The organism is Sphingobium quisquiliarum P25, from assembly GCF_000445065.1.
GTDB lineage: Bacteria > Pseudomonadota > Alphaproteobacteria > Sphingomonadales > Sphingomonadaceae > Sphingobium > Sphingobium quisquiliarum.
Map to the genome: position 1 here is coordinate 22,224 of NZ_ATHO01000110.1, position 14,572 is coordinate 36,795.

Annotated in this window: 12 protein-coding genes; 5 read left to right on the plus strand and 7 right to left on the minus strand. The window is 62.8% G+C overall.

Annotated elements, in window-relative coordinates:
- The first annotated feature begins 8 nt into the window (after positions 1–8).
- Genes L288_RS34605 through L288_RS34620 form a run of 4 tightly spaced genes read left to right on the plus strand, consistent with a single transcriptional unit; the run spans position 9 to position 6,941 of the window.
- Positions 9–644, plus strand: a complete 636-nt coding sequence (locus tag L288_RS34605; RefSeq protein ID WP_021238807.1) for an urea amidolyase associated protein UAAP2 — start codon at positions 9–11, stop codon at positions 642–644.
- The gene (gene uca / locus L288_RS34610; protein ID WP_021238808.1) at positions 641–4,237 is read left to right on the plus strand and encodes an urea carboxylase; all 3,597 of its coding nucleotides are present in this window, start codon (positions 641–643) and stop codon (positions 4,235–4,237) included. Before L288_RS34605 ends, uca begins: the two co-directional genes overlap by 4 nt.
- Positions 4,234–6,003: an allophanate hydrolase gene (gene atzF, locus L288_RS34615; RefSeq protein WP_021238809.1), complete on the plus strand. Its 1,770-nt coding sequence runs from the start codon at positions 4,234–4,236 to the stop codon at positions 6,001–6,003. Before uca ends, atzF begins: the two co-directional genes overlap by 4 nt.
- A 2-nt stretch (positions 6,004–6,005) precedes the next feature.
- Entirely contained in the window at positions 6,006–6,941 is a 936-nt protein-coding gene (locus tag L288_RS34620; RefSeq protein WP_031304527.1) for a Vgb family protein, read from the plus strand.
- 56 nt (positions 6,942–6,997) lie between these two features.
- Here L288_RS34620 and L288_RS34625 read toward each other — a convergent pair whose 3' ends face one another.
- The 5 genes from L288_RS34625 to L288_RS34645 all read right to left on the minus strand — a co-directional run bounded on the left by L288_RS34625 (position 6,998) and on the right by L288_RS34645 (position 11,562).
- The gene (locus L288_RS34625) at positions 6,998–7,327 is read right to left on the minus strand and encodes a UrcA family protein (protein ID WP_408020607.1); all 330 of its coding nucleotides are present in this window, start codon (positions 7,325–7,327) and stop codon (positions 6,998–7,000) included.
- 122 nt (positions 7,328–7,449) lie between these two features.
- A complete protein-coding gene (locus tag L288_RS34630) occupies positions 7,450–7,809 on the minus strand; it encodes a hypothetical protein (RefSeq protein ID WP_031304529.1) in 360 nt (119 codons plus the stop codon).
- Between the two features lie 17 nt (positions 7,810–7,826).
- A complete protein-coding gene (locus L288_RS34635; RefSeq protein ID WP_031304530.1) occupies positions 7,827–9,395 on the minus strand; it encodes a tetratricopeptide repeat-containing sulfotransferase family protein in 1,569 nt (522 codons plus the stop codon).
- On the minus strand, positions 9,392–10,366 hold the full coding sequence (locus L288_RS34640; RefSeq protein WP_236613034.1) for a sterol desaturase family protein: 975 nt from the start codon (positions 10,364–10,366) through the stop codon (positions 9,392–9,394). Before L288_RS34640 ends, L288_RS34635 begins: the two co-directional genes overlap by 4 nt.
- Before the next feature lie 257 nt (positions 10,367–10,623).
- The gene (locus L288_RS34645; RefSeq protein WP_021238815.1) at positions 10,624–11,562 is read right to left on the minus strand and encodes a LysR family transcriptional regulator; all 939 of its coding nucleotides are present in this window, start codon (positions 11,560–11,562) and stop codon (positions 10,624–10,626) included.
- A 108-nt stretch (positions 11,563–11,670) separates the two neighbouring features.
- Here L288_RS34645 and L288_RS34650 point away from each other — a divergent pair, with 108 nt between their 5' ends.
- The gene (locus L288_RS34650; RefSeq protein WP_021238816.1) at positions 11,671–12,666 is read left to right on the plus strand and encodes an isopenicillin N synthase family dioxygenase; all 996 of its coding nucleotides are present in this window, start codon (positions 11,671–11,673) and stop codon (positions 12,664–12,666) included.
- A gap of 28 nt (positions 12,667–12,694) precedes the next feature.
- On the opposite strand, the gene L288_RS34655 is transcribed toward L288_RS34650, so the two are convergent.
- Both L288_RS34655 and L288_RS34660 read right to left on the minus strand, forming a co-directional pair.
- The gene (locus tag L288_RS34655) at positions 12,695–13,294 is read right to left on the minus strand and encodes a hypothetical protein (RefSeq protein ID WP_031304532.1); all 600 of its coding nucleotides are present in this window, start codon (positions 13,292–13,294) and stop codon (positions 12,695–12,697) included.
- 32 nt (positions 13,295–13,326) lie between these two features.
- Positions 13,327–14,322 (minus strand): sterol desaturase family protein, encoded by a 996-nt coding sequence (locus L288_RS34660; RefSeq protein ID WP_031304533.1) that lies wholly within the window; start codon positions 14,320–14,322, stop codon positions 13,327–13,329.
- Between the last annotated feature and the right edge of the window lie 250 nt (positions 14,323–14,572).

Genomic DNA, 14,572 nt, shown 5'->3' on the forward strand with positions numbered 1-14,572 from the left:
CTTCCCATATGAGCTTTGATCCCCATTTGCAGGGCCTCCCCGGGGCCGTCCTCCACGACGTGACCGTGCCCGCGCGGGCGCCGTGGCTGCACCATGTCGCGGCCGGGCAGACGTTGCGCATCGTCGATCTTGAGGGCAACCAGGCGGTCGACTTCCTCCTCTATGCGGCGGCGGACGATGCTGAACGCTATAGTGCGCAGGATACGGTGGCGGCGCAGGGCAACCTGTTCCTGCGCGAAGGCACGGTACTGCGATCGAACGAGGGGCGGCCGATGATGACCATCGCGGCGACCTCCGTCGAATATCATGACACGATCGGCGGCGCCTGCTCATGCGAGTCGAATACGCTGCGCTACGGCCATCACACCAAGGCCGAACATGCCTGCGTCGAGAATTTCCTGGAGGCGAACCTGCTGGAAGGCCGCGGCAAGCGCGACATCGTTTCCAACATCAACTTTTTCATGAACGTGCCGGTCGAGGATGATGGATCGCTCGGCATCGTGGACGGTATTTCCGCCCCTGGCCTGACCGTCGATCTCAAGGCGGAAATGGACGTCATCGTCGTCGTTTCGAATTGCCCGCAGATCAACAATCCCTGCAACGGATTCAATCCCACCCCTGTGCGCATGATCGTGACCGCATGAGCTTCGATACCGTACTGATCGCCAATCGCGGCGCGATCGCCACCCGCATCATCCGCACGCTGCGCCGCATGGGCCTGCGCTCCGTCGCGGTCTATTCGGAAGCGGACGAGGGTTCGCTGCACGTCGCGCAAGCGGACGAGGCTGTCTGTATCGGCCCTGCGCGGGCGTCCGACAGCTATCTCAACATCGCCGCCATATTGGAGGCGGCGCGCGCGACCGGCGCGGGCGCCATCCATCCCGGATATGGTTTCCTTGCCGAAAATGTGGAGTTCGCCGAAGCCTGCGCCGCGGCCGGGATCGTCTTCATAGGGCCGACGCCGGATAATATCCGCACCTTTGGCCTCAAGCATAGCGCGCGCGCCCTCGCCTCCGCGCATGGCGTGCCGCTCGCGCCGGGTACTGGCCTGCTCACCGATGAAGAGGAGGCGGCCGCTGCCGCCCGCGAGATCGGCTTCCCCGTGATATTGAAGGCGACGGCAGGCGGCGGCGGCATCGGCATGCGCATTTGCGAGGACGAGGCCGCCGTGCGCGAGGGATTCAGCGCCGTAGCCCGTCAAGGGCAGAGCAATTTCGGCGATGCGGGCATATTCCTCGAACGCTATATTCGCCGCGCGCGGCACATCGAAGTGCAGTTGTTCGGCGACGGGCAAGGCCGTATCATGCCATTGGGCGAGCGCGACTGTTCGCTCCAGCGCCGCAATCAGAAGGTGGTCGAGGAAGCGCCCGCACCGCTGTTGCCCGAAGCGGTCCGCAGCGACCTGATCGCTGCGGCGACCCGCCTGGGTCAGGCCGCCAGCTATCGCTCCGCCGGGACGGTCGAGTTCCTCTATGATGCAGAGCGCGAGGAGTTCTTCTTCCTGGAGATGAACACGCGCCTTCAGGTCGAGCATGGCGTCACCGAAGAAGTGATGGGCATAGACCTTGTCGAATGGATGATCCGCGGTGGTGCTGGAGATTTCAGCTTTCTCAATGCCGAGCCGCCCCGGCCCCATGGCCATTCCGTTCAGGTGCGGCTTTACGCTGAAGATCCGGCGCTCGATTATCGTCCCACGTCGGGAACGCTGACGGCGGTCGATTTTCCCGCCGACCTTCGCGTCGAAACCTGGTGCATGGCCGGCAGCGACGTCAGCATCTGGTATGATCCGATGCTCGCCAAGCTGATCGTCCATGCGCCGACCCGCGCCGAGGCAATCGCGAAGATGCAAGCCGCCCTCGACCAGAGCCGGGTCGACGGCATAGAAACGAACCTGCGGTGGCTGCGCGATGTGGTCCGCTCTGACGCGTTCGTGAGCGGTGAAGTTTCCACCCGCGTTCTGGAAGGTATCAGTTCCCAATCCCGCAGCATTCGGGTGATCAGCGGCGGCACGGCCACCACGGTGCAGGACTGGCCCGGCCGCCAGAAGCTGTGGGCCGTTGGTGTGCCGCCGTCCGGCCCGATGGACGATCAATCATTTCGCCTTGGCAACCGGGTGCTGGGCAACCCGGAAGGCACGGCGGGCCTTGAAGTGACCGTTACGGGTCCGGCGCTGAGCTTTACCGCACCGGCGCGCATCTGCCTTATGGGCGCCGATTTCGCCGCGACGCTCGATGGCGATCCGGTTTCGCGGGGAGTGGCGATCGATGTCGCCGCCGGGCAGACGCTGGCTCTCGGACGTGCGGTGGGTGCAGGCCTGCGGGGCTATATCCTGTTCGCTGGCGGCCTGGACATCGCCCCTTATCTCGGCAGCCGCAGCACTTTCGAACTGGGGCAATTCGGCGGTCATGCAGCGCGCCGCCTGCTGGCAGGGGATACCCTGCACCTGGCTGACGAAGAGACGGATGCGCCGCTGCCATCCGTCACCGTGCCCGCCCTCACCACGGAGTGGACATTGCGGGTGCTCTATGGCCCGCACGGCGCGCCTGACTTTTTCACCGATGCTGACATTGAGGCGATCATCGCGGCCGAATGGCAGGTGCACTACAACAGCAATCGAACCGGCGTGCGCCTGATCGGGCCCAAGCCCCAATGGGCGCGCGCCGACGGGGGCGAAGCAGGGCTGCACCCATCCAACATCCATGACAATCCCTACGCCATCGGTGCAGTCGATTTCACTGGCGACATGCCGATCATCCTGGGACCGGACGGGCCTTCGCTGGGCGGGTTCGTCTGCCCCTTCGTGGTGATCGCCGCCGATCGCTGGAAGATCGGGCAACTCGCGCCCGGCGACAGGCTCCGCTTCGCTCCCGTCAACATCGGCGACGCGATAGCGGCGGACGGGCTCCAGCGGCGGCTGATCGCATCAGGTACGGTCGAGGATTCAGGTCCCGCCCGGCCAATTGAGATGCTTTCGCCGATCCTGGCCGAAATTCCTGAGGGGCCGGGCCGTCCCCATACCGTCTATTGTCAGCAGGGCGATCGCAATATCCTGGTGGAATATGGGCCTATCGTGCTCGACATCGAGTTGCGAATCCGGGTCCATGCATTGATGACGGAGCTGGAGCGGCTCAATCTTCCCGGCACGATAGACGTGGTTCCGGGCATCCGTTCGCTGCAATTCCACTTCGATGGCAAGCTGCTTGACCAGCGTGCCGCGCTGGCTGCGCTCATCGCGGCCGAAGAGAGGCTGGGCGATCTGGAGGATTTCACCATTCCCTCCCGCATCGTCCATCTGCCGCTGAGCTGGCGCGATCCGGCGACGATCGAGACGATCGAAAAATATATGAGCGGGGTGCGCGCCGATGCTCCCTGGTGCCCGGACAACATTGAATTCATTCGCCGCATCAATGGCCTGCCAGACGTACCGGCGGTGGAGAATCTGATATTCGAGGCGAACTACCTCGTCCTGGGGCTTGGCGATGTTTATCTGGGTGCGCCAGTGGCCACTCCTGTCGATCCCAGGCACAGGCTGGTCACCACCAAATATAATCCCGCGCGCACCTGGACACCGCCCAATGTGGTGGGGATCGGCGGGGCTTATATGTGCATCTATGGGATGGAGGGTCCGGGAGGTTATCAGCTTTTCGGCCGGACCATCCAGGTCTGGAACACCCATCGCCAGACGGATGCATTTATAGAGGGCAAGCCCTGGCTGCTGCGCTTTTTCGATCAGATCCGTTTCTATCCGGTCAGCGCGGACGAACTCGTCGAATGGCGTCGTGACTTCCCCACCGGGCGGCGATCGATCCACATCGAGCCATCGGAATTCCGGCTTGCCGACTATCGCGCCTTCCTGGTGGAAAATGCATCGTCCATCGCCGAGTTCGAAGCGCGGCGGCAAGCGGCGTTCGATGAGGAACGGGCCGAATGGCAGCGCAGCGGCGAGTTCGACCGCATTACCGACCTTGCCGAAACCGATGCGCCTGGATCGGAGGCGATCGACGTCCCCGATGGCGCTGCCCTGGTCGAGACGCCGTTCGGCGGAAGCATATGGAAATTGCTGGTCGCGGTCGGCGACGAGGTGAAGGCTGGCGACACGATCGCCATTATCGAGGCGATGAAGATGGAATGTGCAGTGCAAAGTCCCGGTACGGGAACGGTGGCGGCCCTTTATGTGCAGGAACGTCAGGCTTTGCAGCCGGGCGCGCCGATGCTGGCGCTGAGGGCGCAGGCATGATCGCGCTCGACCGCCGCAGCGTGATCGCGATCGCCCGGGAGGTGAACGCCGCGAGGACCAGCGCCGCCGCCGTGATGGAGGAAACAGTCGAACGGCTGACGGCTTATGATGCCGTTCAGCCGCAGATCTGGATCAGCCGACGGAGCGCAGAGGATTTGATTGCTGCTGCCCGTGCGATCGATGCCCGCGTCGCAGCGGGCGAGGAGCTGCCTCTGGCGGGCGTCCCCTTCGCGGTGAAGGACAATATCGATGTGGCCGGGCTTGAAACGACCGCCGCCTGTCCCGCTTTCGCCTATCGCCCAGGTAAATCCGCGACGGTTGTCGATCATCTGGTGGCAGCCGGGGCGATCTGCGTCGGGAAGACCAATCTCGATCAGTTCGCCACCGGACTGAACGGCACGCGCAGCCCTTATGGCGCACCGCGCAACGCCTATAATCTTGCCTATGTGAGCGGCGGGTCCAGTTCAGGCTCCTCCGTTGCCGTGGCGGCCGGGCTGGTCGCTTTCGCGCTGGGCACCGATACGGCTGGGTCGGGCCGGGTTCCTGCCGCCTTCCAGCATCTGATCGGGTTCAAGCCAAGCAAGGGACGGTGGAGCAATTCGGGCCTGGTGCCAGCGTGCCGCACGCTTGACTGCATCACCGTCTTCACCGGCGACACTGGCGATGCCCGTCTGCTCGACCGGGTCATCGCCAGCTTCGATCCGGCAGACGCTTATTCAAAGCCGTTGGCTAATCGTCCGCTTGCCTGCAAGCGGATCGGCGTGCCGCGGCCTGAGCAACGGGCATGGTTCGGCGACGCGGAGTCGGAATATCTGTATGGCCGCGCGCTGGAGCGGCTTGGCGGACTGGCCGAAGTGGTGGAAATCGACATCGCTCCACTGCTCGAAGCCGCGCAACTGCTTTACGGCGGACCGTGGGTGGCCGAGCGAGCCGCCGCCCTAGCCGGACTCCTGGCCGATAATCCCGGCGCAATCGATCCGACTGTGCGCGAGGTGGTGGAACCGGGGCTGGGGATCAGCGCGGTGGAGCTGTTCAACGGCATCTACAGGCTGGCCGAACTCAAGCGCCATGCCGACACGCAGTGGGCGGAAATCGACCTGCTGGCCTTTCCGACCACCGGATCGACCTACCGGGTTGCCGAACTGCTCGCTGCGCCGGTCGCGCTCAACAGCGCGCTCGGCTTCTACACCAATTTCGTGAACCTGCTCGACATGGCGGCCGTCGCCATTCCGGCCGGCAGCCGCGCCAATGGCACCGGCTTTGGCATCACCCTGATCGGGCCTGCCGACACTGATCGCGCCCTGCTCGATTTTGCGGACGCCTATCTCGCCGCCGCCAATCTTCCTTCTCCACCGCCACTTGATCTGGAGGGCAAAATGCAGACCGTGAAACTCGCCGTCGTCGGCGCGCACCTGAAGGACATGCCATTGCACTGGCAACTTACGTCGCGGGACGCCAGCTTCGTGGGCGCATTCGAAACCGCGCCCACCTACCGCCTCTATGCGATGGCGGACAGCGTGCCGCCCAAACCGGCGCTGGTGCATAGCGAAGATGGCGGGCCGATCGCGCTTGAGGTCTATGAGCTGGGCGTGGCCGAGTTTGGAAGCTTCGTTGCCGAAGTGCCCGCCCCGCTGGCGATCGGCACGGTGACGCTGGCCGACGGCAGCAGCGTCAAGGGCTTTGTCGCCGAGCCGCGCGCGGTGACCGGGGCGGAGGACATTACCGCCCTGGGCGGCTGGCGCGCCTATATCGACCGGAAGGGATGATCATGTCGAAGCTTCCCATTCTTGGCGCGGTACTGGCGGCGGGTTTTTCCGCCGCCGCCGCCGCCGCCGCCGCTCCGGCTCATGGCGAGCAGGTGATCCAGGTCCCCGGCTTTGCCGACTTCCTGGCGGTCGACGGGGATAGCGTCTGGGCGACCAACGACGCCCGCGTGGAGCGGTGGTCGCGGCAGGGCAGGATCGCTTTGGTCCCGATGTCCAAACCATGCGGCGCAATGGCGATATTGGGCGATGATTTGTGGGTGGCTGATTGCAAGGAACAGGCGCTCGTCAGGATCGACAGGCACAAGGCGCAAAAGACCGCCACCATCCCGACCGGGATCGCCAATCCCAAGGGCGAGCTTAACGTCGTTGCCGGGGCGGGATCAATCTGGGTCGCCAGCGATCAGAAGGGCATAGTCTCACGCGTCGATCCCGCAAGCAACAAGGTGACTGCCACCATCCCGGTCAGCATGGGCACGCATTACCTGACCTTCGGCTTTGGCTCGGTATGGGCGGTGAGCAGCGAAGCGGGGACGATACAGCGCATCGATCCGGCAAGCGATACAGTGGTCAAGACCACGGCGCTCGGCAAGGAGCCCGCCTTCCTCGCTGCTGGAGAAGGCGCGGTATGGGTTCAGGAGCAGGGCGACGGATCGATTGCGCGCGTCGATCCAGCCAGCGGCGAAGTGACCGGCCGGGTCAAGGTCGGCGAAGTGCTGAAATATGGCGATATCGATACAGGCGCGGGAATGGTGTGGCTGCGCACCACGGAGGACCAGACCTTCGTCGCTATCGACCCTGAAACGCTGACCGTGAAGGCGCGGGTGGGCAAGGCCGAGGGCAGCGGGGCGCTGCGCTTCACGAGCGAAGGCCTGTGGACTTCGGCCCATGACGTGCAGACGCTGACCTGGTGGCCTGATCCGGCAAGGCTGGCGAAATAATCGATGTCCCCGCCGCCTCGTCAAATCATCGAGGTGACGGGGAAATCACGAATGAACTAGCGGATAGAAGCGACGCGCACGGGCTTTGAGGTCATGGCGAGGCGCGATTCGATCTGGGAACGAATGTCGGCCAGAACCGCGGCGCGGCATGCCTGGGCCTTCGCTTCGGCGGCGAGGTGGACGCCAGCGAGACGGCTGCCGCAGACGGAGCTTGCAGCCTGATCCATGCGGATGGCGAGGCGCTGCTGGCCTTCGGCGGAAGCGAGGTCGATGCCCTTGAGGTCGAGGATCGCCTGATCCTGCGCGAAAGGGTTGCCGGCGGCGAAGGCGGAAGCGGGGATCGCGCATGCGAAAGTGGCCAAGGCCACAAGGCCAATCTTCATCATTGTCTCCTGTGCGTCAGACGAACGCCGCTCTCCGGCGACTGCGGATCACATAAAACGAGACAATGATTATTTCAAGACAACAATAAAGATCGTTATTTTATTACTGAACATCTACCTCATTATTACTTTGCCCGGATGACCAGCATGGTCAGCTTCTCTGGCTGCACGAACATTCCGATCGGCAGCCTTGCCTCCGTCTCGGCACCATCGACGGCTATGGTGATCGTACGCGCGTTGGGAGCGGACCATGCGCGAAGCGTTTCGACCGGCAGGCGGGCTTGCCAGCGCCGCCCGCCTTCTACCGCCACCGCATGACCGTTGATCGCGACCACAGAGCCGCGATGATCGCGATGGCCAGTGACGAGCAGGCAATCGCCCGACCGGCACTCGACCAGCCGGGTGCCCGGTTCGGGCGCGGCAATGGCGGGCGTAGCGGCAGCGGCAAATGCCGGGATCAGCATCCATCTGGCGATTGCTGACATGATCCGGTTCCTTTCCTTCACGAGACGTCGACCCCGGCCTGTTCGAAAAAGCGGCGCACCGGCTCCAGCACCGCAGCATGCCGCCTCCACCGGCCCACGGAGTCGGCGTAGATCGGCCTGCGGACCTGGGCGGCGCTGGGCGTCGAGACCGGGGCGTTATTGGCATGGAACGACAGGCAGGCGTCCGCCCAGTCGAGGCCGCAATGCGTGAGCAGCCGTTGCGTCTGGCCTTCCTGATCGGCGACGATATCCTCATAGCGAAGTTCGATGATGCGGCCGGGCAGGACCTTTCGCCACAGGCTCATCAGCCGGTCGAAGCGGACATAATAAGCGGCGATGTCGAGAAGGTCGTAGCTATAGTCATAATAGCGGGAACTGACCGCAAAGAGGTTGCGGAAGTTGCTGAGCACCGTGTCCATCGGATGGCGGCGCAGGCAAATGATCCTGGCGGCGGGCAGCGCGCATGCGATGAATCCCGCATAGAAGAAATTGCCGGGAAACTTGTCGATAAAGCGCAGCGCCGGGTCGCGGCGGTGATGCGCCGCGCGGCGCAGGAAGTCGCGCCCGATCCCGCCCATGTCAGCGCGCGCGGCGGTGGCGATCGTTTCGGCGTCCATGACCGTGGGCGTCCGCGTTCCTGCCGCCTTCTTCACGGCGAGCGGCATGGCCTGCAATTCCCCGGCGCTTTCCACCAGCGGATGCGACGACAGGATGCGATCGACCAGTGTCGTTCCGGTGCGCGGCATGCCGATGATGAAGATGGGATCTTCCGCGGGTGCTTCATGCGCTTCGGGAAGCGGCCATGCGGCTTCCACAGCGCCGAACAGCGCGGCATCGCGGGCAAAGGCATAGGGAAGCGTGCGGCGATGGTGCGCATTGGCGGCGCAAAGCCGTTCCAGCGCCTCATCCGGCCTGCCGATATCCTCCAGCTCCTTTGCCAGGGCATAGCCTAGCAACAGCCTGCTGCGGCCGTCCTTCGTGCCTGTAAGCGTTCGTGTCAGGCGATCGACATGATTATGGTCCGGCCTTTGCTTGCGCAGGGCGGAGAGGAGATGGTGGGCGCGCGCGTCGTGTGGAGCGAAGGTGAGCAAGGCTTCCAGCGCAGCCTCTGCCTCATCTGCGCGGCCGAGAAAGTTGAGAGCCGTCGCCAGATTGTAGCGATAGTTCACATTTTGCGGGTCGATCCGAACCGCTTCTTCGAAATGGCCGAGTGCGGCGGCATGATCACCCAGCCGGGCATAGACACAGCCCATCGTGTCGCGGCTGAGCGCATCCTTGGGCGGAGCCTGCTCGGCGTCGCGCAGGGTGGATGCGGCATCGCCATCCCGGCGGTCCATGATGAGGAGCCGGGCAAGTTGCGCCCGGTATTCGCCCTGCGGATCAAGCGTCACTGCTTGGCCGAGATGCTGGATGCCCGTGCCGATGCGGCCAGCGTTGGATTCTGCGAGGCCGAAGAGGAAGTGGCCTTCGGCATCTTTCGGATTATGCGCCAACATCCTGGCAGCGAGATGGCGCGCCGCCTGGAAGTCGCCCTGGGCCAGAGCGCCGCGCGCGGGACTGGCCTGCGAGGCGCGCGCCATCGTCATGCCGCGATCGCGCTCCCGATGGTTTCCCGGCCCGGCGCATCGCCATCCGCCTGATCAGGTCCGATGCTGTTTCCGCTGGCCTGGGCGGCCGCCTTGCGCGTCTTGTATCTTTCGATCAGCGGCCGGAAGGGGAAGATGGTCTGTTCCCAGATCGTCAGGCGGCGGCGGTCATCCTGACCCACCACGGCCGCTTCGCCTTCGCGATAGGTGCCGAAGATGCGATCCAGCAGGATCAGCGAATTGCCATAGTTGCAGCGGGTGCTGTCATAGTCCGTCGAATGATGGAGGCTGTGGTGCCGGATCGTCGTGAAGAAGAAGGAGTAGAAGGCCGGAGGGTCGGAGCGGACATTGGCATGAGCAAAGGTCGAGATGACGCCCAGGACATTGATGGCCGCGAAGACAGCGGTCGTTTCAAGGTCGAACAGCGCGACGATGCTGAGGCTGATCAGGACAAGTTCGATGGGATTGCCGACCGCCCCTTTGGCCGCATTCAACTGCGTCAGATGATGATGCGGGGCGTGGGTCAGCCAGAAGGGCGTCACATTGTGCATCAGCCGATGCATCCAATATTGGCCAAATTCGATGAGAAGGATCACGAGGGCGGCCTGCGCCAGCCATGGCATGTGCATGGCCCATTGCGTCGTGATGCCGAGCGAAGTCTTTGCCGCTGCCAACGGCTCCTCGCCTATCTTTTGCGATATCCATGCAATCACGGTGGCGCTGAGAACCGCATAGAACAGGTCGGTGGCAAATTCCCGCCGGTTCATTCGCCACCCGGCATGGCGTTCATGAATCTGTTCAAGCAGCAGCACGACGATCGTGATGAGCGCCGACATGACTGGCAAGGTCCAGGGCTGGTCCAGCAGGACCTTGGGACCAAAGGCCCAGAAGGACAGGACCGCCGCGATCATTACGGGCGGGACGAAGTTGAAAATCCTGTCCTTCATCGTGCTTGCCGGTGTGTTTGCCATGGCCGCGCCCATCATCGAGCGCGGCGAACCGGCGTGGATGCGGGAACGACATGAGCCCGCGCGTACATGCCGGCAAGCAGCAGATCGCCAAGCATCGTGGCGAGATGACTGAGGCGACGAGCAAGGCGTTCAGGGGACGTTGGCGAGCAGGATTTCTGTTTCGTCGGCATGGTGCAGCTCCATTCCACCAGAGGAAGCTGTGCTGCGCTGCGTCATCAGGGCAGGGGTAAAATCCCGATGGAAGCCATAGATTTAATTTATGCCCTGTTCTTGGCCCGCAACCGGCGGATCACTTCGTCCCAGAAAAGCTGGGTCGCAGTGTCTCGCGCCGCTTCGGAACGGGACAGGAGAAATATGTCGTAGGATGGCTCCGTATCCGCGTCGAGAATGGGCCAGAGCCGCTCCTTTGCGACATCCTGTTCGGCGGCGAGGATGGGTAGAAAGCCGATGCCGACCCCCTGGATGATGAGTCGCTTCGCCTCATTAATGTCTTCCGCGAGCCCGCTGACGTTGGTCCCCAGGCGATACCGGCGGCGCAGATGCGTGATCAGTTCGATCTCATCATCGCCGGTAAGGACGAAACCTTCATCCTTCAGATCGTGCAGACGGCTCAGCCGATAACCGAAATAGGGGCTGTAGCGGGAGCAATAAAGTTGCTGACGCTCCACAAGCAGCGGTTCATAGACCAGGCTGCCGCGAACGCTGCCGTCATAGCCGACGCCGATTTCAACCTCGCCCTGTTCGAGCGCATCAAGCACCTGACGCCAGGGCGAAACGCGAATTTCAATGTGGATCGCGGGATTGCGCCGATGGAAGCTGGCGATCGCCTCGTCAAATTCAGGCGATATCAGGCCGGATATGATCTGAATACGGACGAAGCCTTCGACCCGCCTGGTCGCCTGCGCGATCTGATGCGGCACCATCTGCGCCGATTCCAGCATTTCCTCGCAAAGCGTCATCATCGCCTTGCCCGCCGCCGTCATTTCGACACCCGTAGCCGTGCGGCGGAGAAGGGTGGCGCCGACATGGTCCTCCAGCCGCTTAAGCGCCGCGCTGATGCTGGGCTGCTGCCGGTTGAGTTGCCGGGCCGCCGCGCCGATGCCCCCGGCGCGGACGATATCAACGAAGGTGCGCATCAGGTTCCAATCGACCCTGCTCGCGAACTTCCTGTCGATCAGGCCCGCTCTATCATTCATCTGCCGCCTTTCCATCATCGCAGAATGACGCAGCCATAGATCAAATCAATGGAAATCATCGGAACACCACATCTTATCGTTATGACCTGTGAGGTCTAGCATGGCGGCATGACTTGTCTGCCCGTTGTCGACATATCCCATCTGGCAAGCGATCGCCTGAATGAGCGGTGCGCCGTGGCCCAGGCGCTGGACCGCGCCTGCGTTGAGGCCGGGTTCCTGTATATCAGGGGGAGCCAGTTCGACTGGACGCTTTTCCGCCGCCTGCATGCGCGGGCCCAGCTCTATTTCGCGCTGGACGACGCCGTTAAAATGACGAGCTATATAGGCCGGTCGCAGAACCATAGCGGATATGTTCCCATCGGCGAGGAGGCGTTCGGCGAGGGGGCTGGCGACCTCAAGGAAGCCTATGACGTCAATTGCGACTATCCGCATGCGGAAGGACGCCGCCCGCTGCTGGGGCCCAACATCTGGCCGGACATGGCGGGGTTCCGCGAAGATGTTTCCGCCTATTATGCCCACATCATGGACATCGGCCGGCAGCTTTTCCGCGCCTTTGCGCTGGCGCTGGGCCTGGATGAAGATCATTTCGGCCCGCACCTCGCCCATCCCCCGAGCCAGCTGCGCTTGATCCACTATCCCCATGATGAGAGCGCCGATGACAGGCCGGGCATCGGGGCACATACCGACTATGAATGCTTCACATTGCTTTTCGCCACAGCGCCCGGATTGCAAGTTCTCGACAAACAGGGCGAATGGGCCGACGTGCCCCTGATCGACGGCGCGATGATCATGAATATCGGCGACATGATGGAGGTCCTGTCCAACGGACGATATCTGGCGACGAAGCATCGCGTGAAGAAGGTCAAGGAGGAGCGTTATTCCTTCCCCATGTTCCACGCCTGCGATTATGACTATGTCATCGCTCCCGTTATGCGCGGCGAAACGCCGCGCTATGCGCCGGTCAAGGGGGGTGAGCATCTGTTCAGCCAGACAGCGCGCACTTTCGCCTATCTGAAGCAGCGCGCGGCCGCGGGCGGCCTGGTGGTGAGCGAAGGCGTGCCCTCCGGTTTCTTCGGGCAGCGGAAAGGGGCTACGGGCGCCTAGTTTAATTCGCGGGACGCGGAGCGCCGTACTATACGCCCAGCAATCTCTTGCGGAACAGCGACTTCACCAGCCTGTCTTCAAGAATGCGCCCGGCGACGTAGAGAATGGCAAATAGTCCTGCGAACACATAGGCGGCCGTGGGCGAAGGCTTGTCCTTGTCTTCGGCGTCCTTGTCCTTCTTCGGCTTTTCCGGCGTGGGAGCGCCCAGAAACTTGTCGATCGGATGTTGCGGCAACTCCATGTTCTTTTCGGGCTTTTTTTCCTCCGCCGCTGGCGCTGACGCCTTTTCCAGTTCGCCGATCGTCACCGCCGCCTGGGCAAAACCCAGGAACAAGAGGGGAGCGAGGAAGCAGAAGAGAAGCGCCCGGCTTTTCAGCCGATAGTGGAGGACGCAGCCGGGCGCGCTTTTCTGTATTTGCAGGACCCCGGCGTCGAAGACCGACATCTTGTCCTGCGCCGCCTGGTTCTTCTTGCGGAAGGTCAGCGTGTCCGCCGTCCTTTCGTGGCTGGTGCCCGGCTCCTGAAACAGGGGATCGAGTCGGCCGAAAGCATCGTCGCTCGACTGTCCGGGAATGAGCGGGAGGCTGCCCCTGATATTCCATATCCAGTCGATGAAACGCCGGTTCACGCCATTTCCCCCTTTTCCGCGCCGAATATCGGTCATTCAGCGGGCAGCACCGCAGGCTCTTCGAAACGGTCCCTGCGCAGCTTCGCCCTGATCGTCTTCCAGCCTTCGGTGAAGGGGAAGGTCATGGTTTCGCTGATCGACATCTTGCGGCCGCCCTCCATGCCCAGCAGTTCGGCTTCTCCATCGACGCAGGTGCCGAACATGCGGTCGATGACGATCCAGGTGCTGGCATAATTGCTGCGGCTAGCCTCATAGTCCTGGGAATGGTGCATGCTGTGATGTTCGGTGGTGTTGAACAGGAAACGCCACCAGCGCGGCGAGTTGAAGCGGACATTGATGTGCTGATAGGTGCCGACCGCCAGACCCAATGTACCGGCAAGCAGGGCTGCGCGGGGCAGGAAATCGAAGAACCCGCCGATCCCGAGCCCGATCAGGAAGAGTTCGACGGGATTACCGACCGCTCCCTTGTTGATGTTGAGCTGCGTGATATAGTGATGCGGCGCATGGGTCAGCCACAGCGGATACCAGTTGTGCATTCCGCGGTGCATCCAATATTGCCCGAAATCGAAGATGAACGAGATCAGAAACGCCTGCACCAGCAGCGGCAGGCCCATGAACCATGCAAACTTGTCCCAGTCGAAATTATGCTGAACGGCCTCGATCACGGCGTCGCTGCCGATATAGCGTTCAACCATGCTGAGCAGCGTATAGCCCAGACCGACATAGAAGAGGTCTGTAACCAGCTCCTTCCAGGTCAGGCGCCAGCTTTCATGGCGTGGATTGACCCATTCCAGGGCCAGCAGCAGCACCTTGAAGCCGATGCCGATGCCGATCGCGGTGGACGCTTTCGCAACGTCATTGGGGGCGTAATACCAGAATGCGATGAGCGCGAGCAGCATTGTGGGCTGAAACCAGGTGAAGACGAACTGCTTCAGCGGGCCGCCCTGGACCCGGGGAATGTTTTCCCACCCGATCGTTACCGGCGATTGAGCGCCTATCACCCTTTTACCTACGCGGACTCCGTTCATACCGCCCTCATGTCGCTTGCGTGTGTCCTGGGGGCTTTACGGAGCGCTGCTAAGGGTCACGCGTCCAAGCCCATTGAATATCAGGTCAGGCCAAGCATCCCTAAACCGCCTCATCACGCCAGTCGCGATTATGCTATAGATCCCATAGATATCGTCTATGCCGCAGGTGCGGCGCTTTGGTTTTTCGTGGCTTATAGGCGCGCTGGGGACATCCGCGCGCCGCGCGGCGGCTTACGATGGGGCTGTTTCG

Coding starts and splice junctions, on each gene's coding strand:
- L288_RS34605 (WP_021238807.1), top strand. CDS start 9: ATGAGCTTTGATCCCCATTTGCAGGGCCTCCCCGGGGCCGTCCTCCAC.
- L288_RS34645 (WP_021238815.1), bottom strand. CDS start 11,562: ATGAATGATAGAGCGGGCCTGATCGACAGGAAGTTCGCGAGCAGGGTC.
- L288_RS34630 (WP_031304529.1), bottom strand. CDS start 7,809: ATGTCAGCAATCGCCAGATGGATGCTGATCCCGGCATTTGCCGCTGCC.
- L288_RS34640 (WP_236613034.1), bottom strand. CDS start 10,366: ATGGCAAACACACCGGCAAGCACGATGAAGGACAGGATTTTCAACTTC.
- L288_RS34625 (WP_408020607.1), bottom strand. CDS start 7,327: ATGATGAAGATTGGCCTTGTGGCCTTGGCCACTTTCGCATGCGCGATC.
- uca (WP_021238808.1), top strand. CDS start 641: ATGAGCTTCGATACCGTACTGATCGCCAATCGCGGCGCGATCGCCACC.
- L288_RS34635 (WP_031304530.1), bottom strand. CDS start 9,395: ATGACGATGGCGCGCGCCTCGCAGGCCAGTCCCGCGCGCGGCGCTCTG.
- L288_RS34650 (WP_021238816.1), top strand. CDS start 11,671: ATGACTTGTCTGCCCGTTGTCGACATATCCCATCTGGCAAGCGATCGC.
- L288_RS34660 (WP_031304533.1), bottom strand. CDS start 14,322: ATGAACGGAGTCCGCGTAGGTAAAAGGGTGATAGGCGCTCAATCGCCG.
- L288_RS34620 (WP_031304527.1), top strand. CDS start 6,006: ATGTCGAAGCTTCCCATTCTTGGCGCGGTACTGGCGGCGGGTTTTTCC.
- atzF (WP_021238809.1), top strand. CDS start 4,234: ATGATCGCGCTCGACCGCCGCAGCGTGATCGCGATCGCCCGGGAGGTG.